Raw genomic sequence first — 25,193 nt, 5'->3', positions numbered from 1 at the left:
ACAATAAACTCTCACCAATTCGTAAGGTCTCGTCAAAATCAATCGTTTGTCTCTGTTACATTTATAATTACTACTGATAAAACAGTCCTTTTTAATAAAGTGCAAATGTATTTCTTTAATTTCATTTTTATACTAAAAAAGCCCCACAAATGTGAGGCTCCTTGTATTTTAATTTCAAGAAAAGTTTATCCTAAAATTTCTTTTACTTTTTTACCAATTTCAGCTGGTGAATCAACAACATGAATTCCGTTGTCTCTCATAATTTGTTTTTTGGCAGCAGCTGTATCATCAGTACCTCCAACAATAGCACCTGCATGACCCATTGTTCTACCAGCAGGAGCAGTTTCTCCAGCGATAAAACCAATAACTGGCTTACGGTTACCATCAGCTTTAATCCATTTTGCAGCATCAGCTTCCAATTGACCACCAATTTCACCAATCATGATGATACATTCTGTTTCTGGATCATTCATCAACAATTCGACTGCTTCTTTTGTTGTAGTTCCAATGATTGGATCTCCACCAATACCAATAGCAGTAGTGATACCTAGACCTTGTTTAACTACTTGATCAGCAGCTTCGTATGTTAAAGTTCCAGATTTAGAAACAATACCAACAGTTCCTTTTTTGAAAACGAAACCTGGCATAATACCAACTTTGGCTTCACCTGGAGTAATAACTCCTGGACAGTTAGGTCCGATCAATCTAGCATTTCTTTCTTTTACATATCCATTTGCTTTAATCATATCTGCAACAGGAATTCCTTCTGTTATAGCGATGATTACCTTGATACCTGCATCTGCAGCTTCCATGATTGCATCAGCGGCAAAAGCTGGTGGTACAAAAATGATTGTAGTATCAGCTCCAACTTGATCAACAGCATCTTTTACTGTATTAAAAACTGGACGGTCTAAATGTGTAGTACCACCTTTTCCTGGAGTAACTCCTCCAACAACGTTTGTACCGTATTCAATCATTTGAGAAGCATGGAATGTACCTTCGCTTCCTGTAAATCCTTGAACAATTATTTTGGAATCTTTATTAACTAAAACACTCATGATATATATTTTATGTAGTTTTTAAATTTTGTGTTGCAAAAATATAAAATAGTAGGCATTAAACTGTGTAGAACTTTCGATTTTTTAAAACAAAAATCAAGGTTTTTGACTGATTTGAAACCCACGGAATAATTTATTGTCTTTTATCTCCCAGATTACCATAAAATGACCAACCAACATGTCTTCTCTTGGATTTTCTATCGTCTTAACAACATGTGAATAGTGAACTGAAACTAGATTATTTTCTGCAATAATATGACTTATTTTAGCTTTTGATCTTACATAACCCGAACTTAAGTTACTTGTGAAAGCTAAAATAGCTTCATAGTTTAATTCTAAGAATCCATTACTATTATTCCAATCGATATGAATATCCGGATGGATATATTGTTTCATTACTTCACAATCAATCAAGGCATCAGATTTGTAAAAATCAAGAACTAATTCTTTTGCAGTCATAACTATCGTAATTTGGTTAAAATTTCAGGAATTTTTTTAAGATTAGCAAGTTGTTTTAACTGCTCTCTTGATTCTTGTATGGGAGTTCCAAAATAAGATTTCCCTCCTGCAACCGATTTGGTTACACCTGTTTGTCCCATAATAACTGCCTTCGATCCTATAGTAATACCGCTTGTGGTTCCTACTTGTCCCCACAACGTAACTTCATCTTCAATAATTACACATCCTGCAATTCCAGTCTGTGATGCTATTAAGCATTTTTTACCTATAACAGTGTCATGACCAACATGAACTTGATTGTCTATTTTGGTTCCTTCACCAATAGTGGTATCACCTGTAACACCTTTGTCGATAGTACACAAGGCACCAATTCCAACGTTATCTTCAATAACAACTCTACCTCCAGAAATTAATTGATCAAAACCGGATACTCTTTTTTTATAATAAAAAGCATCAGCTCCTAAGATCGTTCCAGCATGGATGATTACATTGTCCCCTATGATTGTATGGTCATAAATGGATACATTAGAATGAATTAAGCAATGATCTCCAATAATTACATTATGGCCAATAAAAACATTGGGTTGAATGATAGTCCCTACTCCTATTTTTGCTGAAGGCGAAATGGAAGTTGAGGACGATTGAAAAGGTTTGAAATAATTAGTTAATGTATTAAAATCTCTAAAAGGATCATCAGAGATTAAAAGTCCTTTTCCTTCAGGGCAATCAACTTTTTTATTAATTAATACAATAGTTGCAGCAGATTGAAGTGCTTTGTCATAATACTTAGGATGATCTACAAAAACAATATCTCCTGCTTCTACCACATGAATTTCATTCATGCCAAGAACAGGAAAATCTTTATCTCCGACAAATTCACATTGAAGTAAATTTGCAATTTCTTCTAAAGTGGTTACTTTTTGAAATTTCATACTGGACTTAGGTATTAAATGTATAAATAGTAAGTTTTCGATTTCAACACTAGAATGATAGAAAGATTGAAATCGAAAACTGAAAAAACATTACTCTTTTACACGCTCCATATAAGAACAGGAAGCAGTATCAATTTTAATTTTATCACCTTCGTTAATAAATAAAGGTACATTTACTGTTGCACCCGTTTCAACCGTTGCTGGTTTTGTTGCATTTGTAGCAGTATTTCCTTTTAAACCTGGTTCTGTATAGGTAACTTCTAATATTACAGAAGGAGCCATATCGACTGATAAAGGAAGTTCTGTTTCAGTATTAATTTGAACCATTACATTTTCTCCTTCCTTTAACAAACCTGGAGAATCTAAAACATTTCTATCCAAAGTAATTTGCTCAAAAGTCTCTGTGTTCATAAAATGAAAATCATCTCCTTCTGGATATAAAAATTGAAAAGTATGAGTTTCTACTCGTACTGCTTCAATTTTATGTCCTGCAGAAAAAGTATTGTCCAAAACTTTACCATTGGTCAATGATCTCAATTTCGTTCTTACAAATGCAGGGCCTTTACCTGGTTTAACATGAAGAAATTCAATGATTTTGTAAATATCGTGATTGTGTTTTATACAAAGTCCGTTTTTAATATCTGATGTAGATGCCATTATTATGTTGCTTTTGGCTAATAGCTTTTGTCTATTAGCAATTTATATTTAATTATGTACTATAAGGTACTACTCGTGTACCCCTTCATTACTCCTCTAGATGAATTGCGAATAAAATCTAAAATTTCATCCCGTTCTGGAGTAGCTTCCATTTCTGCTTCTATAATGCCTATTGCCTGAGTTGTATTGTAATTCTTTTGATAAAGAATACGATAGATATCTTGAATTTCTCTAATTTTTTCAGGTGTAAAACCTCTTCTTCTCAATCCTACGGAGTTAATACCTACATACGATAAGGGCTCTTTAGCCGCTTTCGTAAAGGGAGGTACGTCTTTTCTTAACAATGAGCCACCAGAAATCATTGCATGATCTCCAATACTTATAAATTGATGAACAGCTGATAATCCGCCGATTACTGCATAATTACCAACGGTAACATGTCCTCCAAGTAAAACACCATTAACAATAATTGCATTATTACCAACGTGACAATCGTGTGCAATATGAGCTGCAGCCATGATTAAACAATTGTTTCCAATGGTCGTTTGTCCGGATGCAATTGTACCTCTATTAATGGTAACACATTCTCTAATAGTGCAATTATCACCTATAATGGCAAGAGAGTCTTCTCCTCCAAATTTTAAATCTTGGGGTACAGCAGAAATAACAGCACCTGGAAAGATGTTACAATTTTTACCAATTCTAGCACCTTCCATGATGGTTACGTTGGATCCAATCCAAGTACCATCACCAATGATAACATTATTATGAATAGTTGTAAAAGGTTCTATAACCACATTTTTAGCGATTTTTGCACCTGGATGAACATAAGCTAATGGTTGATTCATCTACTTTTTTTTAAATTATTTAATTTGTAGAGCATTAGCTCTTAAATTTCACTTAGTGTTGTGGTTTTAAAGCTATCTGAGCCATTAATTCAGCTTCTGCTACTAATTTTCCGTTAGCGTATGCATTGGCCTGCATGTGACAAATCCCCCTACGAATAGGTGTAATTAAATCACATTTGAAAAGCAAAGTATCCCCTGGTAAAACTTTGTGTTTAAATTTCACATTATCCATTTTCATGAAATAAGTCAGGTAATTTTCTGGATCAGGAACAGTACTTAAAACTAATATACCACCTGTTTGGGCCATTGCTTCAACGATTAAAACTCCTGGCATTACTGGTGCTTCTGGAAAATGCCCTACGAAGAAATTTTCATTCATAGTAACATTTTTCATTCCCACTACATGATTTTCAGACATTTCAATAATTCTATCAATTAATAAAAATGGAGGTCTATGTGGTAAAACTGACATGATTTTATTAACATCCATTAATGGTTCTTGATGTAAATCAAAAGTTGGAACAAAATTACGTTGTTCTATTTTAATAATTTTGGCCATTTTTTTAGCAAATTGTGTATTTACAAAATGACCAGGTTTGTTAGCAATAACTTTTCCTTGAATTCTTGTTCCAATCAAAGCTAAATCTCCCACTACATCAAGTAATTTATGTCTTGCAGCTTCATTTGGGTAGTGCAATGTAAGATTGTCTAAAATACCATTTGGTTTTACATTCAAAGTGTCTTTACCAAAAGAAACTTTTAATTTCTCCATTGTGCTGGCAGATATTTCTTTATCTACATAAACAATTGCATTATTTAAGTCTCCACCTTTAATTAAACCGTTCTCTAAGAGTGATTCTAATTCATGCAGGAAACTAAAGGTTCTCGAGTTAGAGATTTCAGTTTTGAAATCATCCATATTTTTAAGAGTGGCATTTTGAGTACCTAATATTTTAGTGCCAAAATCAACCATTGTAGTTATGCTATAAGAGTCACTAGGCATTACTAGAATTTCACTTCCAGATGCTTCATCTGTAAACGAAATAACTTCTTTCACAACATAAACGTTTCTTTTTGTATTTTGTTCATCAACACCAGCGCTCTCTAGTGCTTCAACAAAATATTTAGAGGACCCATCCATTATAGGTAATTCTGAAGCATTTAGCTCAATAATTACGTTGTCTAAATCACAGCCAACTAATGCAGCAAGTACATGCTCAGGAGTTTGGATTTTTACTCCTAATTTTTCCAAATTAGTTCCTCTTTGTGTATTTACCACATAATTTGCATCTGCTTCAACAACAGGATGTCCTTCTAGATCAATTCTAACAAAAGTAAATCCGTTATTTACTGGAGCAGGTTTAAAAGTCATAATAACTTCTTTACCTGTGTGCAATCCAACCCCTGTTAAAGAGATTTCTGTTTTGATGGTCTTCTGTTTAACCATTGTTTCCGTTTTTTGTGTTTAATATTTGTTTCTTTAACTCTTCAATTTCTGTAATTATTTTTGGCAGATTCTTGAAATGAACATATGATTTACTAAAATCATTGTATCCAAATGTTGGACTACCTTGCAATACTTCACTATCTTTTATATTTCTACCAACACCTGATTGTGCTTGAATGCGAACATTGTTTCCAATAGTTAAATGCCCAGCAATTCCAACTTGCCCACCAATCATTCCGTTTTTACCAATTTTAGTTGAACCTGCAATTCCTGTTTGAGCTGCTATTACGGTATTCTCTCCTATTTCGACATTATGTGCTACTTGTATCTGATTGTCTAATTTAACTCCTTTTCTTATAATCGTAGAGCCCATTGTAGCTCTATCGATAGTAGTACAAGAACCTATTTCGACATCATCTTCTATAATAACATTTCCTATTTGAGGAATTTTTTTAAAAGATCCATCTGCATTTGGTGCAAAACCAAAACCATCCGAACCAATTATAGAACCCGAATGTATTTTACATTGATTCCCTATTTCGGTCTCAGAATAGATTTTTGCTCCAGCAAAAAGGGTGACATTATCACCTATTTTTACATTATCACCTATATAGCAATTAGGATAAATCTTTACATTGTCCCCTATTTTTACGTTGGTACCAATATAGCTAAAACTTCCTAAATAAAAATTTTCTCCGTACACAACTCCTTCAGAAATTACAACAGGTTGTTCAATTCCGTTTTTGAGTCCCTTAACGGAGTCGTAAAATTCTAATAATTTGGTAAAAGATAAATAAGCATCGTCTACTTTTATCAAAGTAGTATTTAATTTTGATTCTGCTACAAAAGTTTTGTTTACAATCGTAATTGTTGCTTTTGTAGTATAAATAAAATGATTGTATTTTGGATTGGCTAAAAAAGTCAAAGAACCAGTCTGTCCTTCTTCAATTTTAGACAATTGATGAACTTCAGCATTCGGATTACCAATTACTTCTCCTTCTAAAATACCCGCTATTTGTTCTGCTGTAAATTTCATTGTAATTAAATTATTTTTTCATAACCTTATAATACCTTTTAAGTGTTATAAAAAAATGATTGTATTTTGATTTTGACAAAAATATAAAAAAATTGATGTTAAATCTTTATTTGTTCAAGTTGTTTTGGGAAACAAATATAATATTTCGTTACAAGCTTCGATAATGATTTTAAGTTCAATTGATCTGCTGACTCAAAAACATCTTCGACAGAACGGTCTTTTTTTAAAATATGAATAGGTTCTGCTTCTTTGCTGTAGGCTTGATTTTTTATTTTTCCCTTGAATATAAAATAATTTGTATCCAATAAACTCAAATTATGCTCTTTTGCGAATTGTTCTTTTAGTAATTCTATATCATCAATTGTGGGCTTTTCACTTGATAATTTTATTTTTGGTAAGTCTCGATTGATAATCATCTTACTCAAAGTAGATAGAATATAGTCGTCATCATATTGCCAAGACTTCAAGGCGCTCACGATATCAACATCGTCTAATTGCGAAAATAAATTTAGATTTTCTGCATCAAACGAAGCTAGATCAATTTTATTTTTCATAAAGAATTGTAATGGAATACTACAAGGTAGATTAATTCCTTTACTGGTCAATTCTTTAGCTCGTTTTAATACTTTGGTCAATGTTAATTCAGCTGCTAAGCTTGTTTTGTGTAGGTAGGCTTGCCAGTACATTAAACGTCTGGACATTAGGAATTTTTCAACAGAGTAAATACCCTTTTCTTCAATTACTAAAACTTCGTCAACTACATTCATCATCTGAATTAAACGTTCAGAGTTGACATTACCTTCGGCTACGCCAGAATAAAAACTATCTCTTTTTAAATAATCCATACGATCCATATCTAATTGACTCGAAATCAACTGTAGCATGAATTTTCTATGATAGTCACCTTTGAAAACTTGAATAGCTAAATCTAATTTTCCGTCAAACTCAATATTCATTTGTTCCATGAAGAGTAATGAAATTTGTTCGTGATGCACGTCTTCTACTATAGTTTTTTCCATAGTATGTGAAAATGGACCATGACCAATATCATGAAGTAATATAGCAATATATAAAGCATTTTCTTCTTCGGGAGAGATCTCTACACCTTTGAATCGTAATACGTCTACTGCTTTTTGCATTAAGTGCATACAGCCCAAAGCATGATGAAAACGAGTATGATGCGCACCAGGATATACTAAATATGATAATCCCATTTGAGTTATTCTTCGCAGCCTTTGAAAATAAGGATGCTGGATCAAATCATAAATTAATGCATTAGGAATCGAAATAAACCCATAAATAGGGTCATTGAATATTTTTAGTTTGTTGATTTGACTCACAAGAACTTTTATTTTAGGTCCACAAATATATAAAAATTAGATTTCAAATCACGTATCTGCTTGGTCTTTCCTTTGTTTTTGGTATTTGTTAAATTATTATTAATTATTAAACGATAGTTTAACATTAATTTAAGTTCGGTTAGTTCGGTAATTACCGAACTAACCTTAAATTTGCAAAAAAAATCTAGATGGAAATCGAAAAAGAAAGAGAAGAAATCATAGAACTATTTGGAATTCATTTTGAGTCATTATATCAAATTCCTCCCTTGGCTGCTAGAATTTTGGGGGTTTTAATTATTGACGGTTGTAGATCTGGTCTGACATTCGAACAGTTGATTGATAAATTATCAGCTAGTAAAAGTTCGATTTCAACTAATTTAAAACTATTGTTAAGTATGGAAAAGGTGTACTACTTTACAATAAGTGGTGATCGAAAAAAATATTTCAAATCAGCATCTTTAAGCGATCGACTAAGTAATTATCTAAAACTAATTGAGGCTGAGAGAAATATAATTGACAAGATGCATGATTATCGCCATAAATCAGCTTCTTGCACTGAAGAAATAGACAACCTCGAAAATATTATATCTTATAAAAAACACATTCAGAAAATTGAAAAGTCATTTCAGCAGACGATCGCTGAATTTAAAAAAATCGAAATTAAGAATCACAATCACCAACATATAGAACATAATAATAAAAACCTTTAAAATAATCTATCTCAATGAAGAAAATTTCACTAACAATTATAAGTTTAGTATTGCTAGTAGCATGCGGTAAAAAAAACGAAGAAAAAGCAGCTCCTCCAGTAATGCCTTATAAAGTAGTTGCTGTTGCTCCATCCAACACTACCCTATTGGCTGAATACCCAGCAACTCTAGAAGGAGCTAGCGACGTCGACATTCGTGCTAAAGTTGACGGTTATATTGAAAAAATATATGTTCAAGAAGGACAAGAAGTGAAAGCTGGTCAAATTCTTTTTAAACTAGAAACACAAACGGCAAATCAAGAAGCGAATGCTGCCAAAGCAAAAATGTCAGCTAGTCAAGTAGAAGTGAATCGTTTGAAACCCTTGGTAGATCGCAATATTATTAGTGATGTGCAACTAGAAACAGCCAAAGCAAATTTGGCAAGTGCTAAAAGTACGTATCAAAGTATTGTAGCCAAAATTAATTATGCCACTATCAAAAGTCCTGTGAATGGTATTGTTGGTAATTTACCACTTAAAGTAGGTAGTTATGTAAACAGTCAAACAGCTGAGCCAATGACACGTGTCTCTGATGTAAGTACGATTTTTGCTTATTTTTCTGTGAATGAAAAACAACAATTGGATATTATGATGAATGCTGAAGGAACTAGCTTTCAATCCAAAATAGCCAAAATGCCAAGAGTTAATTTGATTTTAAGTAACGGAAGCTTATTTGATCAAAAGGGTAAAATTGAAACTTTCAGTGGTCAAGCCAATACTCAAACAGGTTCCTTTAATGTAAGAGCAAGTTTTGCAAATAGTAATCATTTATTACGTTCTGGAGGAAGTGGAACAATTCAAATTCCAACTGATTTACAAAATGTTATTTTGATCCCTCAAAATGCAACATTGGAATTGCAAGACAAACGTATTGTACTTATTACAGACAAAGAAAATAAAGTAAAAGCTGTTCCTGTAGAAGTACGTACTGTTCCAGGTGGTCGCTTTTTTGTAGTTGATAAAGGATTGAACGTTGGTGATAAAATTTTGATCGAAGGTGTTGGAATCGTTTCTGAAGGAACACAAATCAAACCAGAAGTGGTCGATTATTCTACCATCATGGAGGCAGATAAAAAGTAATTAATTAATTTGAATAAATAACAGAGTATGTTTTCAAAATTCATTGACAGGCCTGTATTGTCAACGGTAATTTCTATTATCATCGTTATACTGGGAGTATTAGGGTTAGTCTCTCTTCCCGTTTCACAATATCCCGAAATCGCACCACCAACAGTTACTGTTGCTGCTAATTATCAAGGAGCAAGTGCCGAAGTTGTAATGAACTCGGTCGTAATCCCACTAGAAGAACAAATTAATGGTGTTGAAGATATGTCGTATATGACTTCAACTTCTAATAATGATGGATCTGCTACTATAAGTATTTATTTCAAATTGGGAACTAATCCTGATTTGGCAGCTGTGAATGTACAGAATCGTGTATCTCGCGCTACTCCTTTATTACCTCAAGAGGTTACCAAAGCGGGTGTAACTACTTCAAAAAGACAAAGTGATAACATCTTGATTTTCTCTCTTTATAGTGAAAATCCTGATTATGATATGACTTTTTTACAAAATTATGCTAATATTAATATTTTACCCAAAATAAAAAGGGTTCCAGGTGTTGGTGAAGCTGTTATTTTTGGTCAAAAAGATTACTCAATGCGCATTTGGTTGAAGCCAGATATTATGGGAGCTTATGGTTTGGTTCCTGCTGATATTACCGCTTTATTGGCAGAACAGAATATTGAAGCTGCGCCTGGACAATTGGGTGAAAATAGCGATCAGTCTTTTCAATATACTTTGAAATACAAAGGTCGTTTACAAGATACCAAGGAGTTTGAAGATATTATAGTTCGCTCTACAGAAAATGGAGAGATTCTTAAACTTGGAGATGTAGCCAAAATTGAATTGGGGGCTGTAAACTATGCTAGTAATACATTGACCAATGGCAATCAGTCGGTAGCAATTGCAATTGCGCAAACAGCAGGATCAAATGCACAAGAGGTTATTGAAGGTTCCTTAAAAGTATTAGATGATGCAAAAGTTAACTTCCCAAAAGGAGTTAATTATACTACTTTAATTAATGCCAATGACTTTTTGGAGGAATCGATAACCAAAGTAGTCCATACATTGATCGAAGCCTTTATATTGGTTTTTATTGTTGTTTTTGTCTTTTTGCAAGATTGGAGATCTACTTTGATACCAGCAATTTCAGTACCAGTTGCGATTATAGGTACTTTCTTTTTCCTAAGTTTATTTGGTTTTACTATTAACTTATTGACTTTATTTGCTTTGGTGCTCGCCGTAGGAATTGTGGTCGATGATGCGATTGTGGTTGTCGAAGCCGTACATGCCAAAATGGAAGCGGGTGAACATGATCCTCGAAAAGCTGCTCATAGTGCGATGGCAGACATTAGTAGTGCTATTATATCAATTACATTGGTAATGTCTGCAGTATTTATTCCGGTTTCATTTATTAGCGGTTCTGCAGGTGTTTTCTATAAACAATTTGGATTAACCTTGGCAATTGCTATTGTTTTATCTGCCATTAATGCCTTAACCTTATCCCCTGCTTTGTGTGCAATTTTCCTAAAAAATCATGGCGAGAAACAAAATTCAGGATTTTTGGATCGTTTCTATACTGCATTTAATGTGGGGTTTGATGCTACAACGTCAAAATACAAACGATCAGTAGAATTTCTAGTGAAAAGAAAATGGTTGGCTTTCTTAGGAATTGCAGTCTTTGCTGGAATATTTGTATTATTATTAAATATCACACCAAAAGCATTTGTACCTGGAGAAGATACAGGAGCTATTTTATCTGATGTAAGTTTACCTCCTGGTACCTCATTAGAAAATACAGAGAAAGTTTTACTTGAAATCGAAAATAAAATTAAAGATATTCCTGAGATCAAGGAAATACTTCGTATTTCTGGTCGTAGTTTAATTAGTGGTACTGGAAGTAACTACGGAATGGTAATTGTAAAATTGAAAACTTGGGGTGTTCGTAAAGAAGCCAATCAAGAGATATCTGTAATTGTTGGAGAGTTGTTCAAACGTGCTGCTGCTGTTAAAAATGCCAAAGTATTGTTTTTTGCTCGTCCTACTCTAGTTGGATTTGGATTTACAAATGGTTTTGAATTTCAGTTACAAGACCAAAAAGGGGGAACAATACAAGAATTAAGTGATGTAAACAATAAATTTTTGGCCGCTTTAAATAGCCGTCCCGAAATTAAGTATGCTGCTACTTCTTTCTCTCCAAATTATCCGCAATACCGTATTGACTTGAATGTTGCTGCTATTAAAAAATCGGGGCTTACAGTTACTGATGTTTTGGGAACGATGCAAGGATATTATGGTGGTGTATATGCTTCTAATTTTAATAAGTTTGGAAAACAATTTAGAGTTGTATACCAATCAGAGCCACAATTTAGACGTGACCCTGAATCATTAAATCAAGTTATGGTTCGAAATAACAAAGGACAAATGGCTCCTATTTCGCAATTTTTAAAACTAGAAAAAACCTTTGGTCCACAAGCCATTGATCGTTTTAACTTATTTACATCTGTTAAAGTTACCGGTGCACCAAAAGATGGGTATAGTACTGGAGATGCGATTAAAGCTGTTGAAGAAGTGGCCAGCCAAAGTTTGCCAATTGGGTATGGGTATGAGTTTTCTGGTATGACTCGTGAAGAAATTAGTGCAGGTGGTCAAACCTTGTATATATTTATACTTTGTTTGGTATTTGTTTACTTTTTACTTGCCGCACAATATGAAAGTTACATCTTGCCGTTTGCTGTATTGATATCGTTACCAATTGGATTGGCAGGAGCTTATATTTTTGCTTTCTTCTTTAATATTAGTAACAATATTTACCTCCAGATTACTTTAATCATGTTGATTGGGTTACTCGCCAAAAATGCCATTTTGATTGTTGAATTTGCAGCCGATGCTAGACGAAAAGGATTGAGTATTACACAAGCTGCGATAACAGGATCTGTAGCCCGTTTGCGTCCAATCTTGATGACTTCATTTGCTTTTATACTTGGTTTATTACCTTTGATGTTAGCAAAAGGTGCAGGTGCAGTTGGAAATAATGCAATTGGAACTGGAGCGATTGGCGGAATGTTAATCGGTACTGTTTTGGGGGTTTTCGTAGTGCCAATTTTGTTTATTGTTTTCCAAACTTTGCAAGAAAAGATTTCGGTAAAACCTTTGCCAACTACTAATAATTCGGATGTTCCATCTTTAGACAATGAAAATGAAAAATAATATATATAAGATAGGGGTATTAGTCGTGACTACTACCCTAATGCAATCCTGCTTTGTTGCAAAAGATTACCAACGACCGGATGTAAAAACGCAAGATTTATACCGCACAGAAACACCAAGTAATGATTCGCTATCCATAGCGAATCTTAGTTGGGACAAAATGTTTACCGATCCTTTGCTTCAAGGATACATAAAAAAAGGATTAGAAAACAATCTTGATGTGCGTATTGCAATGCAAACATTAACTGCCGCAGAAGCTAGTATGCTACAAGGAAAAGCAGGCTATTTCCCTACTTTAAATGTAACTACAAATTGGACGCACCAAGAGTTGTCTAGAAATACACAAATTGGAGCAATTGTAAAGAAGACTACTACAGATCAATATCAATTGGTTGGTGGTTTAAGCTGGGAAGCTGATATTTGGGGGAAAATTCGAAGTAATAAAAGAGGAGCTCAGGCTGCTTATTTACAAACCCAAGCAGCTAACCAAGCTATCAAAACGCAGCTTATAGCTTCTATTGCTAGTACTTATTATCAATTATTAGCCGTTGATGAGCAAATTAAAATTGCTGAAAATACATTGGTTAATAGGACTCAAAGTATTGAAACTATTTATGCTTTGAAAAAAGCAGGAAACGTAACCGAAGTAGGTGTAAAACAAACAGAAGCTCAGAAATATGCTACAGAGTTAATCATTGCAGATCTCAAAAATAATAGTATTCTCTTAGAAAATACGCTTAGTATCTTAATGGGGAAAGGAGCAAATAAAATTGAACGTTCAAATTTTGATGCTTATCCGTTACAAACTGATATTAATGTTGGTATTGCTTCTGGATTATTGCGCAATAGACCTGATGTAATTGCTGCCGAATACAATTTGATTACTAATTTCGAAATGACGAATGTTGCTAAAAGTAGTTTTTATCCTGCTTTGACTGTAACAGCTAACTCTGGATTACAAAGTATTGATATTAAAAAATTATTTTCTGCCAATTCTATCTTTGCTTCTATTATTACTGGGTTAACACAACCGATTTTTAACCAAAGACAAATAAAAACGAAATATGAAATTGCAAAATCCAATCAAGAAAAGGCCTATTTGCAATTTGAACAATCGTTGTTAACAGCAGGGAAAGAAGTATCTGATGCTTTAGCACAATATAAAAATGAGACGTATAAAATTAGTGTTCGTGAGAAACAAGTAGCTGCTTTGACAAAAGCTTCAAGTTATTCTGAGGAATTATTAATCTACGGATTAGCAAATTACCTTGAGGTATTGACTGCAAAAAATGATGCATTAAATGCACAATTGAATCTTGCAGATAATAAATATCAACAATATAAATCGATAATTCAATTGTACAGAGCCTTAGGTGGTGGATGGCAATAAAGGAATAGTTTCTTTATGAAATTATGATTGGTTAATTATGATAAAAAGCCACTAGGGTTGTTCCTAGTGGCTTTTGTTCTTTAAGAAAAGGACATTTATTATTTAATAGTACTTACCTCTTGCTATAAATTATATTGTCATAGTTAGAACTTTCCCTAGCGTTACTAAATTTAGTATTGGCAGTAAAATCATATTCTTTAAATCTTCTTTTTACTTTTTTAAATAATCTCTTACCCCATAACTAGCTACCACTCCTTCTCCAGTCGCGGCTGCAACTTGTGCAATAGCACCAAATCTACAATCACCAGCTGCAAATATTCCAGAAATATTCGTTTCATTTAACCCTTTTGTCAAAATGTGTCCACTTTGAGATAGGTTAATTAGACCTTCAAAAGGTTTTGTATTTGGGATTAACCCAATAAATACAAATACCCCATCGGCTTTAATTTCAGCTTCATTCTTCGTTTCATTATCAGTATAAACTAATTTTTCAAAATTCCCTGATTGATTAGCAATAAATGCTTTTGGAGTTTTATTCAAAAATATTTTAATATTTGAAAACGAAGCTAATTTTTCAGTATAAATTTCATTTGCTGAAAATTTTTCACCTCGATGAATAATATTTATTTTTTTACAAAAACCGGCTAAAAACATTCCTTCTTCAAGTGCACTATTTCCACCACCAATAACGATAACTTCTTTATCTCGATAAAAAGCACCATCACATGTAGCACAAAAATGTATTCCAGAGCCAATCAATTCTTGCTCCCCTTCAATACCAAGAGTTCGATACGTACTACCTGTACTTAATACAATTGATTTGGCTCGGTATTCTTGCATTTTGGTAGCGATTTTAAAAAAGTTTTCTTTCTTTTCGATATTTACTATTTCTTCCCCAGTTTCAATTTTAGCTCCTAGTGTTTCGGCTTGATCTGCCATTCGATCCATTAAATCTGGACCGGAAACTTCTTTAAATCCGGGGTAGTTTTCTATTTTTTTTGTTATAAATGCATTGCCTCCAATATTTTTCTTTTCGAGTATAATGCTATCAAATCGATCTCTCTGTGCATAGATTGAGGTTGTAAGTCCTGCTGCACCACCACCTACAATAAGTACATCATATATTCGAGAATCTGTTACTTGATCTATACCCAACAAGTTGGTAAGTGTAGCATTATCAGGATTTGAATAGGCTTTGTCGTTAAACAAAATAGTAGGTATAATTCTTTTACCTTTGTTAACTTTCATCACATATTCACTTGCTCCTTCTATTTTTTCTACGTCTATAAATTCAAAATTAATTTGATTGTCTTGTAAAAAACGTTTCGCTCTTCTACAATCTGGGCACCAATCGGCACCAAATAATTTGATGCGCCCTAATTTATTAATTCCTAATTGTTGTGCTAACTCAAAATTTTGAGGATTACTATATGCTACATCATCAATTAATACAGTTGGTATAATCCTTTTGCCTTTATTATAACCTTCGACTAGTTGTGAAGCTTCTGGAGTGATGTCAATATTTATATATTTAAATTCAATATTGTTTTTAGTGAAAAATTCTTTAGTTCTTCTACAATCGGGACACCATTCGGCCCCATACATTTTAATATCTTTATTCATAATTTTATGATCTTTTTTTGGTGAAAAGTAAAAATTTTATTCATACCAAATGCTTCTGGATTCTCATTCTTAGTTTGTATCATACTGCACGAACAAATTTTACTTTGTCTGTAATTACTACTTTATTCTCGAGTATCTATATAAGATTTTCTAAAATATCTGAGTATGATTTTTATTTTTCCTAATAATTATGAGTAATTTTTTTTAAATTAAATAAATTACTTTATACTTTTGTTGAAAAAAAATAATTATTAATTAAAAGAGTTAACTCACTTTTATTAATTGGTTTGGTAATATAATCATTTGATCCTGCTAAAATTGCTTTTTCTCTATCACCAGTAAGTCCAAACGCAGATTGTGTTATAATAATGATTTCGCGATCAAATTTCCGTATTTCTTTAATAGCTTCATAACCATTCATTTCTGGCATTTGAACGTCCATTAATATTAAATCAATTCCAGTATTTTCTTTAAATTTAGTAACAGCCTCAAGACCATTTTTAGCTTGAATAATTTCTTTTCCAAAATCATTTACTGATTTTGAAATCAATTTTCGTGAAATGGCATCGTCATCTACAATCAATATTTTTAATTTTGAATTGAGTGGAGTAACAATATCTTGCTCTTTTTTTATAATTGAATTTTCTTCTAATTTTGTTTTTTTTCCCTGCATATTGTAGGGTAAAGAGAAATAAAAAGTAGTTCCGATTCCTATTTGACTTTCCAACCATATTTTGCCATCTAATAATTGAACAAAGGACTTAGTAATTGCAAGGCCTAAACCGGCACCATGACGTGCTTCTATATTTGCAATATCTACTTGTATAAAACGTTCAAATATAGCAGCTTGTTTATCTAAAGGTATTCCAATTCCACTATCTTTTACAAAGAACTCTACTGTAGACTCTTTAATAGTATAGCCAAACTCTACTGAACCGTTATCTGTATATTTAATAGCATTTTTTACTAAATTGGTTAAAATAGCATATAGCTTTTCTGGATCTGTATTTAAAAAAAGATTAAAAGATTGATTGCTTTTGTTTACTATTTTAATAGATTTTTGTGCAGCATCTAATTTCAAAAGTTCGAATACAAAATTCACCTTTTCAGTAACATTTACTTCTTGAATACTAACTTCCATCATTCCTGATTCAATCTTAGAAATATCGATAATTTCAGAAATTAGGTTTAACATACGTGCTCCACTTATTTGAATAAGTTTTATATATTCTTGCTGCTCTTCTTTACCCAATCCGGGGTCACTCAATAGTGCAGAAAATCCTAAAATTCCATTCATTGGAGTTCGAATTTCATGACTTATATTGGCCAAAAATGCCGATTTTAATCGATCACTTTCTTCTGCTTTCTCTTTAGCTTTTAGGAGTTCATCAACAATTTTCTTCTTTTCAGTAATATCAGATTTTACTGCTAAATAATGTGTGATATCCCCATCTAAATTTTTTATTGAGGAGATTAAAGCTTCTACCCAATATAAAGAGCCATCTTTTCTTTTATTAAGAAATTCACCTTGCCATTCTTTACCAGCAGATATCGTTTTCCATAAAATTTCATATTCACTATCTGTAGTAAAACCAGATTTTAAAAAACTAGGGTTTTTACCAACTACCTCTTCTAGTGTATACCCAGTTGTTTCGGTAAACTTTGGATTAACATATTCTATATTACCCTGGTTATCTGTTAATTCCATAAGTGTAGGACTTTGTTCTACAGCATGAGAAAGTTGAAGTAATTTATCTGAAATAGCTTTACGAGTAGATATATCTCTTGTTACTCCTAAAATACCCACTGGATTTTTATTTTTATCTAAGATCAATGATACTTTTATCTCTGTCCAAATAGTGCTTCCATCTTTTAAATACATTTCTAATTCTACTGCATTGACAATACAATCTTTACTTGAGACAGTTGTACTTTCAGATTGGAGATTTTCAATTAATTTTATCATTTTCTGAAAGGACATAGGTGTCAAAACATCATTAAGTTTATGTTTAATAGCCTCCTCAGGTTCATAACCTGTCATAGTTTTAACTGCTGGGCTTATGTAAGTATAATTAAGGTCCATATCCAGAGTGAAAATAATATCCCCTGAATTATCAGCTAAAAGACGGTATTTTGATTCGCTTTCTACTTGGGCTAATTGTCTTTTTTTTAATTCGTAAAGTTGATAACAATTTACTATTACTGAGGGTAATTTTATCAAGTAATTTTCAGTCTTTGTTAGATAATCATTTGCACCAAGTTTTAGCGCTTGGACAGCCAATTCTTCATTCCCTTGACCCGTAACTAAAATGATTGGAATTTTAAGTTTTATAGTTTGTCGTATCGTTTTTATAAGTTCTAGAGCATCCATACCAGACAATCTATAATCCATCAAGATTAGCTTGTATTTTTTGTACCTTTCATTTTTTAATATAAGTAAAGCTTCTTTTGCAGATGCAATTGCGTCTATATGAATATAAGGAGCATACTGTGCACAATGACGAATTGTAAAATCAATATCAGCAGCATGATGCTCGATGTAAAGTACTTCTATGACTTCTGATTTTGTAAATGTATTTTCTTTAAAATTAATTATTGCTTGATGTATATATTCTGGTAAGTTTGCTATATAGTCACCTCGTTTTATAATATAATCTTCCGCACCAGATTTTAGTGCAGTAACAGCAGTTTCTTCATCACCTGCACCTGTTAACATTATCACTGGGAAACTAAGATCTTGCTTTCTAATTTCTATGAGTATTTCAAGACCATTTCCATCTGGTAAATTAACGTCTAGCAACGCAATATCAAAGGAATTATTTACGGACAATAAACTCCTAGCTTTCAATAATGTTGAAGCATGCTCAATGGTACTATTTGGTAAAAGTCGAGAGAGACTTATAATTGTTAAATCGGCATCTAATGAATTATCTTCAAGGAGTAAAATTTTCATGCAACTTTTGGTTTAAATTATGGTAAAGGTATTTTATACTGTCTTATTGGTTAGTCTCCAATATAAGTCAATATGACCTACAACATCTAGGAATTTTTCAAAACTTACAGGTTTTACAATATAGGAGTTTACGCCTAGTTCATAGGCCGTTTTCAAATCTGACGATTCAGCAGAAGTGGTTAAAATTACAACTGGAATAGTCTTAAATTTGGGATGTGATTTTAGTTGTTCAAGTACTTCTAGCCCATTCACTTTTGGCATATTCAAATCAAGTAAAATTACAATAGGTGTTGTTTCCCCATTTTCCCATCGTTCAAAATATTCTAAAGCTTCTTCACCATCTCGTGCTACCTGAATCTTATTTGATATATTTTTTACAGCAAAAGCACGCAAAGTTAGATCAATATCGATAGGATTATCCTCAACTAATAAGATGGGTTTTTCGCTATTTTTTGTAGTCATATTTAATTTTTTTCGGTATTTCTAAATAAAAAGTAGAACCAACATTGGGTGTACTTTCGGCCCATGCTTTTCCATTCATTCTTTGCATCGCTTTGCTCACAAGAGCTAATCCTATACCCGTTCCAGGAAAATCCTCAACTCGCTGTAAGCGTTGAAATATATCAAAAATCTTATGATGGTATTTCATATCAAAACCAATTCCGTTATCATTCACACTGATGATCCAAGATAATTCTTTCTCAACAATATTGATTAAGATTGTAGGAATAGTTTTTTCTTTTTTAAATTTAATAGCATTTTCAATAAGATTTCGAAATGCAATTACAAATCCTTTAGGATCAGCATTGATTTCGATATCAGTATTCTTTGAGTTTATTTTAAAATAACCAGCTTCAGATTCTTCGATATAGCTAGAAAGTACCGTTTCAATCAGTTCTTTTATTTTTATTTTTCCAATGTTCAATTTACTTCTTTCAAGTCTAGAATAATCCAAAAGGTCATCAATAATTTGATTCATTTGCAAGGTTGAACTGCGTATTTTTTGAATGAAAGATTGTGCTTCGGGATTTAACTCTAGTTTATAGATATCGGATAATAACTTACTGTAGCCGTCTATACCACGTAAAGGTGCCTTTAAATCATGAGAAACTGAATAAGTGAACGTTTCCAATTCTTTATTCATTGCTTCAAGCTGGGCAGTACGTAGCGTCACTTTTTCTTCCAATTCATTATTTAGCTTTATAATTTCTTTCTCGGCAATTTTACGTTCCGTTATATCATGAACAATGTTAAGAAAGAGTTCCTTTCCATTGACCTCAATAATACAAGCTGATAGTAAAAAATCACTGATTTCTCCTGATTTTTTCCTCAGCTGTATTTCAATATCATGTACAGCCCCATTTTTTTGCAATAGATCGGCAAAGTTTTTTCTATCATCAAGGTTTACCCAAAGGGGAACTCTGGTTGTATTAATTCCCAAAAACTCTTCCCTTGTATACCCAAGAGTAGATACCACACGATTATTCACTTCAATTATTTCTCCTTCACTGGTTGAAAGCGAAACTAAATAAGGGCTTAATCTAAATGTTTTCTCAAATTTTTCTTCTGATATTTTAAGTGCTTCTTCGATTAATTTACGTTTGGTGATATCAATACTAATTCCAGATGCTCCAGTAATTTTTTGATCTTCAAAAATTGGGTTTAGCGTGGTTTGAAAATAATGAATTTTTTCATCTATTGTAAACGTAAATTCAAATGTATCACTCTGTCCTTCAAATACTGAATTAAGTTTTGGTACCCAAAAATCAGCTTGTTGTTGGGTGAGGTTTTCAATAGCACTCATCCCTTTTTTTAATACAATATTATATTCATTATTAATGTTATTTTCAAATGCTCTATTGAAAATAATATAGTTAAAGTCACGATCAATTGAGTAAATAGAATCCTCTCTATTTTCAATCATTGATCTCAAGTTAGCGACTGTTTCCTTCAATGCTTGCTCTGTTACTATAAGTTCTGTTATGTCCCTAGTTATGGTTAGAATATGTTCTTTATTATTGATTATTAATATTGAAGCAGACAAAAGTCCATTGATACCTTGACCTCCTTTAAAGGTAAATTGTGCTTCCATATTTTCAACTTTACCAAATTCTTTTAGTTTCGAAATCATACGAATTCTATCTTTTGGATCCGACCAAATATTTAATTCATTGGATGTTTTTCCTATAATTTCTTCGCGTGTATATCCCGATATTTGGATAAAATTTTCACTAACATCAATATACATACCATCATCAATTTGAGTAATTGTTACTAGATCAGGACTTGTTAAAAAGATTTTTTTGAATTTTTCTTCACTTTCGATCAAAGCATTTTTTGCTTTTTTTTGTTCAGTGATATTATGTGAGTTAAAGAGTATATATTGACATTTTCCGCTATCATCCATTATAGGAATAAGAGTGATTTCTGAAGTATAGGCAAAACCATTGATCTCCAAAATTTCCGTATAACAAAGTGTTTTTTTTGTAGTAACAACATTTTTATAATTAATAATAGCATGTTCAAAATAGGCATCACCTAAACCAAGTTTTGTATTTAATACGCGAACAGATTTACCTATAATCGCTTCACTATTTAACGGGATCATAAAACTATTAATAGTATCTATGTAAGGTTTATTAATAATATCCACATAAAATTCATCATTATCTTGGACACCTATTAATAGCTGGAGGTCGGTATGATTGTTGAAAACAACAGAAAGGATTCTTTCGCTTTCAAGTAAGTCTTTTTCCGCTTTTTTTCGTTCGGTAATATCTCTTACAATCATACTAGTAATTTGAATATTGTCGATATTAAGAAAATAAGAAGCTGAAATTTCACTTTCAAATGGGCTACCATCTTTTCGTAATGAAGTAATTTCTGCACGGACTTTTTCCTTTTTATTTCTTTTAGCTGTTATAGCTTCTAAGCGAGGATCTGAAGTGTCGATAACTCCAGCACGTCCAATTTTCTTGAGTTCTTCCTCAGAGCACCCATACATAAGACAAGCAGCAGGATTTGCCGATAATATTTGTCCTTCAAGATTACCTAATAATATGGCATCAATACTATTTTCAAAAAAAGAACGGTATTTCAACTCACTATCATGAATGATTTTTTCTGCCAATTTACGTTCAGTTATATCTCGAACAATATTTAAAAATTGGTCTTCGCCAATCATCTTAATACTAAATTCGGTAGGTACATAATCCCCATTTTTTTTGCGCAATCGGTAGTGAGAAATAATCGTTTTTCCTTGTTTTAATTGAGTTAGTACAGTTTCATGATCTTTGTTGGTTACATCTTCGATATGTATAAGTTCAAATCCTTTCAACTTTGACAACTCTTCTCGGCTGTATTCTAATATATTACAAATCTGATTATTTAGCTCTAAAATATCACTTTGTTCATTCAGAACAATAATACCGTCTGCTGAATTATTGAAGAGACTTTTATATTTATCTTCACTTTTAAGCAATGCTTCTTTTGTTCGTTTTATAGCTGTTATATCAGTAGAAATACCTCCTACGGCTTGAATAATTCCCTTGGAATCAAAAAGAGGAAATTTTTGAGAAATGTAATAGTGTTTCCCATCGGCTTCCATATTTTCCTCTTGGTTAACTATTGATTCTTTTTGGTTAATTACTTTAATATCATTATTGCGATGTTGCTCTGCAATTGCTGGAGGCATAATATCTTTGCGATACTTGCCTATAATATCGCTTTTATCTAATTGAAAAATATTTCCAAATTCATTGTTTACTAGCTTAATTTTGCCGTCCAAATCGGCTACATATATTAAAGCAGGGCTATTATCAATAATGTTTTCCAGAAATAATGTGTTGTTGATCAATGATTCGTTCAATTCTATTTGCTTTCTATTATCAGAGGTCATATCAAAAGTAAAATGAAGTGTATCGATCAAAAATGCCAACGTTTTTTTAATTTCTTCTATCGAATAGATAGGTAAACTATGTAGCGCAGTATCGTACTTATGTTGGTCAAAACCCTGTTTTTCCGCCTCTTTTTTACAAGAAAGTAAGGATGATTTATCGCTAATGAAATAACCAGAAAATAGATTGGCAATATGTTTATTATCGAAAAACAAAGGAATCGTTATCTCCACTATTCCATTTAAATTCTTAAAACAACTAAAATTTTCTGTCGTTGGACAGTTCATTTTTATATTGGTATCCCAGTGGGATGCATCAGAATTTATATTATAGAAACTCTGCTGTAATTTTTGCCATTCACATTGTGCTAAAAGTAGACCCCCAAGATCTAAAATAGCCACTGAAAGTCCAGTGCTAGTTTTAAATCCTTTAAGTAGTGATTCTATTTTTTTAAAATCTATATAGTTAAGTAAAATATTCTTCATAAATTTTATCCTATAAAGTATTACCTAAAAATAAACATTTTAAATTAATTATGGCTAAAAAACACCATTTAAATCTTACTTTTTTGCACCGATTTAAATTAAGTAACAAACAATTACTTATAACTTGTAATTTCAAATTGAGAATAATTTTCAAATGGCACTTCCTAATTATAGTTCGTGAAAATTAGTTTATAGAAAATAGTGACTTATTGAGCTATTCCTTCTAGTAACCTCTTCACTTATTTTTATCGTTGAAACTACATAACAAAATAATAATTCTGCAACTGAAATCAATTTATGAAGTGAATGAGCTTCAATAGGATTTAATGGGCTTTTTCAATTATTATAATCCTTTTCCTTTGACTTGCTTTTAGCAATAATTACTTTTCATCTACTCAACTATTATCTTTAATTAAAATTGAGTTAATAGTTGTTTAATCTACACAAATTCAGTAAATTAGTGTTTTATACTTCTGTTTTATAACAATTACAAAAAATTATTATCGCATATAAGAATTTCGTCCATAATAATACTATCCACAAAAAACTAGTTTATGTATGAGTGAATATATTAAAATTAAACAGGGAATGAACCTCAAATTGATAGGTGAAGCAGTGAAGTTTATAATTGACCTGCCTGTCGCCGAGGTATTTGCTATACAACCAAGTGATTTTGTGGGTATGATTCCCAAGCTACTACTTGAAATAGGGACTACCGTAGAAGCTGGAACTCCTTTGTTTTATGATAAAAACAACGAACACCTTCTTTTTTGTGCTCCCGTGAGTGGAAAACTCATTGAGATTGTACGTGGTGACAAAAGAGTTATTTTGGCAATTAAAATACGTACTGACCATGATATAAAATATGTTTCATTTCCCAAAGCAGATCCCAACTCACTTTTTCGAAATCAAATTACCGAACAACTATTACAAAGTGGTATATGGCCATTGATTCGCCAACGACCGTATGGTACAATTGCAAATCCTAATGATGACCCCAAAGCCATATTTATTTCGGCCTTTGATACAAATCCGTTAGCTCCAGATATTGATTTCGTTCTCTCTGCAGAAGAGTCTCATTTTCAAACTGGGATTGATGCTTTGGCTAAATTGACTACTGGGAAAATCCATTTGAATGTTCAAGAGAGTAACTCCCCTGCTCCAGTTTTTAGTCAAGCAAAAAAAGTGCAAATCAATACCATATCAGGTCCTCATCCTGCTGGAAACGTGGGCGTCCAAATTCACCACATTGACCCTATAAATAAGGGTGAAGTGGTTTGGTATCTTAATCCTCAAGACGTAGTGATCATTGGTAAATTGTTTACCGAAGGGATTTTTGATGCGTCCAGAACAATTGCAGTAACAGGATCTCAGGTGGACAATCCAAAATATTATAAAACGATTGTAGGGACTTCTATAAAAAATATACTTGCTGACGTTGGTCTTAAAAGTGGAAATAACCGAATTATAAGCGGTTCTATATTGTCGGGTAGCCAAACTCTAGCGGATGGTTATTTAGGCTTTTATGATTCACAAATCACGGTAATCCCCGAAGGAAATGAGTATGAATTTATGGGTTGGTTAACTCCTGGACTTGAGAAATTTAGTGTATCTCGTACTTTTTTCTCTTGGCTAAATCCTAACAAAAAATACGATCTAAATACCAATTTACACGGTGAGGAACGCCCCTTTGTAATAACGGGACAATATGAAAAAGTGTTTCCGATGGATATTTATCCCGTTCAACTTTTGAAATCTATACTTATTGAAGATATCGACATGATGGAAAAACTAGGAATTTATGAAGTAGCAGAAGAAGATTTTGCCCTCTGCGAACTGGTTTGTACCTCAAAAATTAAATCGCAAGAAATTATTCGTCGTGGTCTGGATAGGGTACGGAAGGAGTTTAGTTAGCATTTAATCATATAATACATATAATTTTATCTATAAAAGTTTAAAGTGAATTTTTAATTTAAGACCATATAAGCTGTTATACTTAAATATAATCAAAAGGATATTAATAAGCTCAGCTAACTATAATTAATTAAA

Annotated in this window: 17 protein-coding genes; 5 read left to right on the top strand and 12 right to left on the bottom strand. The window is 32.4% G+C overall.

Annotation, left to right across the window (positions count from 1 at the left end; genetic code table 11):
* Positions 1-185: 185 nt before the first annotated feature.
* From sucD to M2326_RS03365, 8 genes are all read right to left on the bottom strand, one after another.
* A complete protein-coding gene (gene sucD, locus M2326_RS03400) occupies positions 186-1,058 on the bottom strand; it encodes a succinate--CoA ligase subunit alpha (RefSeq protein WP_264618146.1) in 873 nt (290 codons plus the stop codon).
* A 96-nt stretch (positions 1,059-1,154) separates the two neighbouring features.
* Positions 1,155-1,517, bottom strand: coding sequence for a nuclear transport factor 2 family protein (locus M2326_RS03395; protein ID WP_264618145.1), 363 nt, complete (start codon positions 1,515-1,517; stop codon positions 1,155-1,157).
* A 2-nt stretch (positions 1,518-1,519) separates the two neighbouring features.
* Positions 1,520-2,449: a UDP-3-O-(3-hydroxymyristoyl)glucosamine N-acyltransferase gene (locus M2326_RS03390; RefSeq protein WP_264618144.1), complete on the bottom strand. Its 930-nt coding sequence runs from the start codon at positions 2,447-2,449 to the stop codon at positions 1,520-1,522.
* 90 nt (positions 2,450-2,539) lie between these two features.
* On the bottom strand, positions 2,540-3,106 hold the full coding sequence (efp, locus tag M2326_RS03385) for an elongation factor P (protein ID WP_264618143.1): 567 nt from the start codon (positions 3,104-3,106) through the stop codon (positions 2,540-2,542).
* A 59-nt stretch (positions 3,107-3,165) separates the two neighbouring features.
* Complete coding sequence (lpxA, locus tag M2326_RS03380) at positions 3,166-3,954, bottom strand: acyl-ACP--UDP-N-acetylglucosamine O-acyltransferase (protein WP_264618142.1); 789 nt, start codon at positions 3,952-3,954, stop codon at positions 3,166-3,168.
* 52 nt (positions 3,955-4,006) lie between these two features.
* On the bottom strand, positions 4,007-5,401 hold the full coding sequence (locus M2326_RS03375; protein ID WP_264618141.1) for a bifunctional UDP-3-O-[3-hydroxymyristoyl] N-acetylglucosamine deacetylase/3-hydroxyacyl-ACP dehydratase: 1,395 nt from the start codon (positions 5,399-5,401) through the stop codon (positions 4,007-4,009).
* Positions 5,394-6,437 (bottom strand): UDP-3-O-(3-hydroxymyristoyl)glucosamine N-acyltransferase, encoded by a 1,044-nt coding sequence (gene lpxD / locus M2326_RS03370; protein ID WP_264618140.1) that lies wholly within the window; start codon positions 6,435-6,437, stop codon positions 5,394-5,396. Before lpxD ends, M2326_RS03375 begins: the two co-directional genes overlap by 8 nt.
* A 98-nt stretch (positions 6,438-6,535) precedes the next feature.
* Entirely contained in the window at positions 6,536-7,777 is a 1,242-nt protein-coding gene (locus tag M2326_RS03365; RefSeq protein ID WP_264618139.1) for an HD domain-containing protein, read from the bottom strand.
* A gap of 188 nt (positions 7,778-7,965) precedes the next feature.
* Between M2326_RS03365 and M2326_RS03360 the strand changes: the two genes are divergently transcribed.
* From M2326_RS03360 to M2326_RS03345, 4 genes are read left to right on the top strand one after another with little or no spacing between them, the layout of a single operon-like run.
* Positions 7,966-8,487 (top strand): GbsR/MarR family transcriptional regulator, encoded by a 522-nt coding sequence (locus M2326_RS03360; protein WP_264618138.1) that lies wholly within the window; start codon positions 7,966-7,968, stop codon positions 8,485-8,487.
* Between the two features lie 14 nt (positions 8,488-8,501).
* A complete protein-coding gene (locus M2326_RS03355; protein WP_264618137.1) occupies positions 8,502-9,605 on the top strand; it encodes an efflux RND transporter periplasmic adaptor subunit in 1,104 nt (367 codons plus the stop codon).
* A gap of 27 nt (positions 9,606-9,632) precedes the next feature.
* Entirely contained in the window at positions 9,633-12,797 is a 3,165-nt protein-coding gene (locus M2326_RS03350) for an efflux RND transporter permease subunit (protein ID WP_264618136.1), read from the top strand.
* Entirely contained in the window at positions 12,787-14,187 is a 1,401-nt protein-coding gene (locus tag M2326_RS03345; RefSeq protein WP_264618135.1) for an efflux transporter outer membrane subunit, read from the top strand. The genes M2326_RS03350 and M2326_RS03345 overlap by 11 nt, the downstream gene beginning before the upstream one ends.
* Before the next feature lie 210 nt (positions 14,188-14,397).
* Here the strand turns inward: M2326_RS03345 and M2326_RS03340 are convergent, their stop codons facing one another.
* From M2326_RS03340 to M2326_RS03325, 4 genes are all read right to left on the bottom strand, one after another.
* On the bottom strand, positions 14,398-15,810 hold the full coding sequence (locus M2326_RS03340; RefSeq protein WP_264618134.1) for an FAD-dependent oxidoreductase: 1,413 nt from the start codon (positions 15,808-15,810) through the stop codon (positions 14,398-14,400).
* A gap of 223 nt (positions 15,811-16,033) precedes the next feature.
* The gene (locus M2326_RS03335) at positions 16,034-18,763 is read right to left on the bottom strand and encodes a response regulator (protein ID WP_264618133.1); all 2,730 of its coding nucleotides are present in this window, start codon (positions 18,761-18,763) and stop codon (positions 16,034-16,036) included.
* A gap of 33 nt (positions 18,764-18,796) precedes the next feature.
* Entirely contained in the window at positions 18,797-19,225 is a 429-nt protein-coding gene (locus tag M2326_RS03330; RefSeq protein WP_264618132.1) for a response regulator, read from the bottom strand.
* Entirely contained in the window at positions 19,209-23,144 is a 3,936-nt protein-coding gene (locus M2326_RS03325; RefSeq protein ID WP_264618131.1) for a PAS domain S-box protein, read from the bottom strand. The genes M2326_RS03330 and M2326_RS03325 overlap by 17 nt, the downstream gene beginning before the upstream one ends.
* A gap of 558 nt (positions 23,145-23,702) precedes the next feature.
* Here M2326_RS03325 and M2326_RS03320 point away from each other — a divergent pair.
* The gene (locus M2326_RS03320) at positions 23,703-25,058 is read left to right on the top strand and encodes a Na(+)-translocating NADH-quinone reductase subunit A (protein ID WP_264618130.1); all 1,356 of its coding nucleotides are present in this window, start codon (positions 23,703-23,705) and stop codon (positions 25,056-25,058) included.
* Positions 25,059-25,193: the final 135 nt, after the last annotated feature.

It is taken from the genome of Flavobacterium psychraerolatum (assembly GCF_025960985.1).
In the GTDB taxonomy this organism is placed as follows: Bacteria; Bacteroidota; Bacteroidia; order Flavobacteriales; family Flavobacteriaceae; genus Flavobacterium.
The sequence above is the reverse complement of the archived record's forward strand: the minus strand, read 5'-3'. Positions and strand labels throughout refer to the sequence as shown.

Excerpts from the sequence above, each read along its gene's own strand:
- M2326_RS03330 (WP_264618132.1), bottom strand. The coding sequence starts at position 19,225 with ATGACTACAAAAAATAGCGAAAAACCCATCTTATTAGTTGAGGATAAT.
- M2326_RS03345 (WP_264618135.1), top strand. The coding sequence starts at position 12,787 with ATGAAAAATAATATATATAAGATAGGGGTATTAGTCGTGACTACTACC.
- M2326_RS03335 (WP_264618133.1), bottom strand. The coding sequence starts at position 18,763 with ATGAAAATTTTACTCCTTGAAGATAATTCATTAGATGCCGATTTAACA.
- efp (WP_264618143.1), bottom strand. The coding sequence starts at position 3,106 with ATGGCATCTACATCAGATATTAAAAACGGACTTTGTATAAAACACAAT.
- M2326_RS03320 (WP_264618130.1), top strand. The coding sequence starts at position 23,703 with ATGAGTGAATATATTAAAATTAAACAGGGAATGAACCTCAAATTGATA.
- lpxA (WP_264618142.1), bottom strand. The coding sequence starts at position 3,954 with ATGAATCAACCATTAGCTTATGTTCATCCAGGTGCAAAAATCGCTAAA.
- M2326_RS03340 (WP_264618134.1), bottom strand. The coding sequence starts at position 15,810 with ATGAATAAAGATATTAAAATGTATGGGGCCGAATGGTGTCCCGATTGT.
- sucD (WP_264618146.1), bottom strand. The coding sequence starts at position 1,058 with ATGAGTGTTTTAGTTAATAAAGATTCCAAAATAATTGTTCAAGGATTT.
- M2326_RS03355 (WP_264618137.1), top strand. The coding sequence starts at position 8,502 with ATGAAGAAAATTTCACTAACAATTATAAGTTTAGTATTGCTAGTAGCA.
- M2326_RS03390 (WP_264618144.1), bottom strand. The coding sequence starts at position 2,449 with ATGAAATTTCAAAAAGTAACCACTTTAGAAGAAATTGCAAATTTACTT.
- M2326_RS03360 (WP_264618138.1), top strand. The coding sequence starts at position 7,966 with ATGGAAATCGAAAAAGAAAGAGAAGAAATCATAGAACTATTTGGAATT.
- M2326_RS03325 (WP_264618131.1), bottom strand. The coding sequence starts at position 23,144 with ATGAAGAATATTTTACTTAACTATATAGATTTTAAAAAAATAGAATCA.
- M2326_RS03350 (WP_264618136.1), top strand. The coding sequence starts at position 9,633 with ATGTTTTCAAAATTCATTGACAGGCCTGTATTGTCAACGGTAATTTCT.
- lpxD (WP_264618140.1), bottom strand. The coding sequence starts at position 6,437 with ATGAAATTTACAGCAGAACAAATAGCGGGTATTTTAGAAGGAGAAGTA.
- M2326_RS03395 (WP_264618145.1), bottom strand. The coding sequence starts at position 1,517 with ATGACTGCAAAAGAATTAGTTCTTGATTTTTACAAATCTGATGCCTTG.
- M2326_RS03375 (WP_264618141.1), bottom strand. The coding sequence starts at position 5,401 with ATGGTTAAACAGAAGACCATCAAAACAGAAATCTCTTTAACAGGGGTT.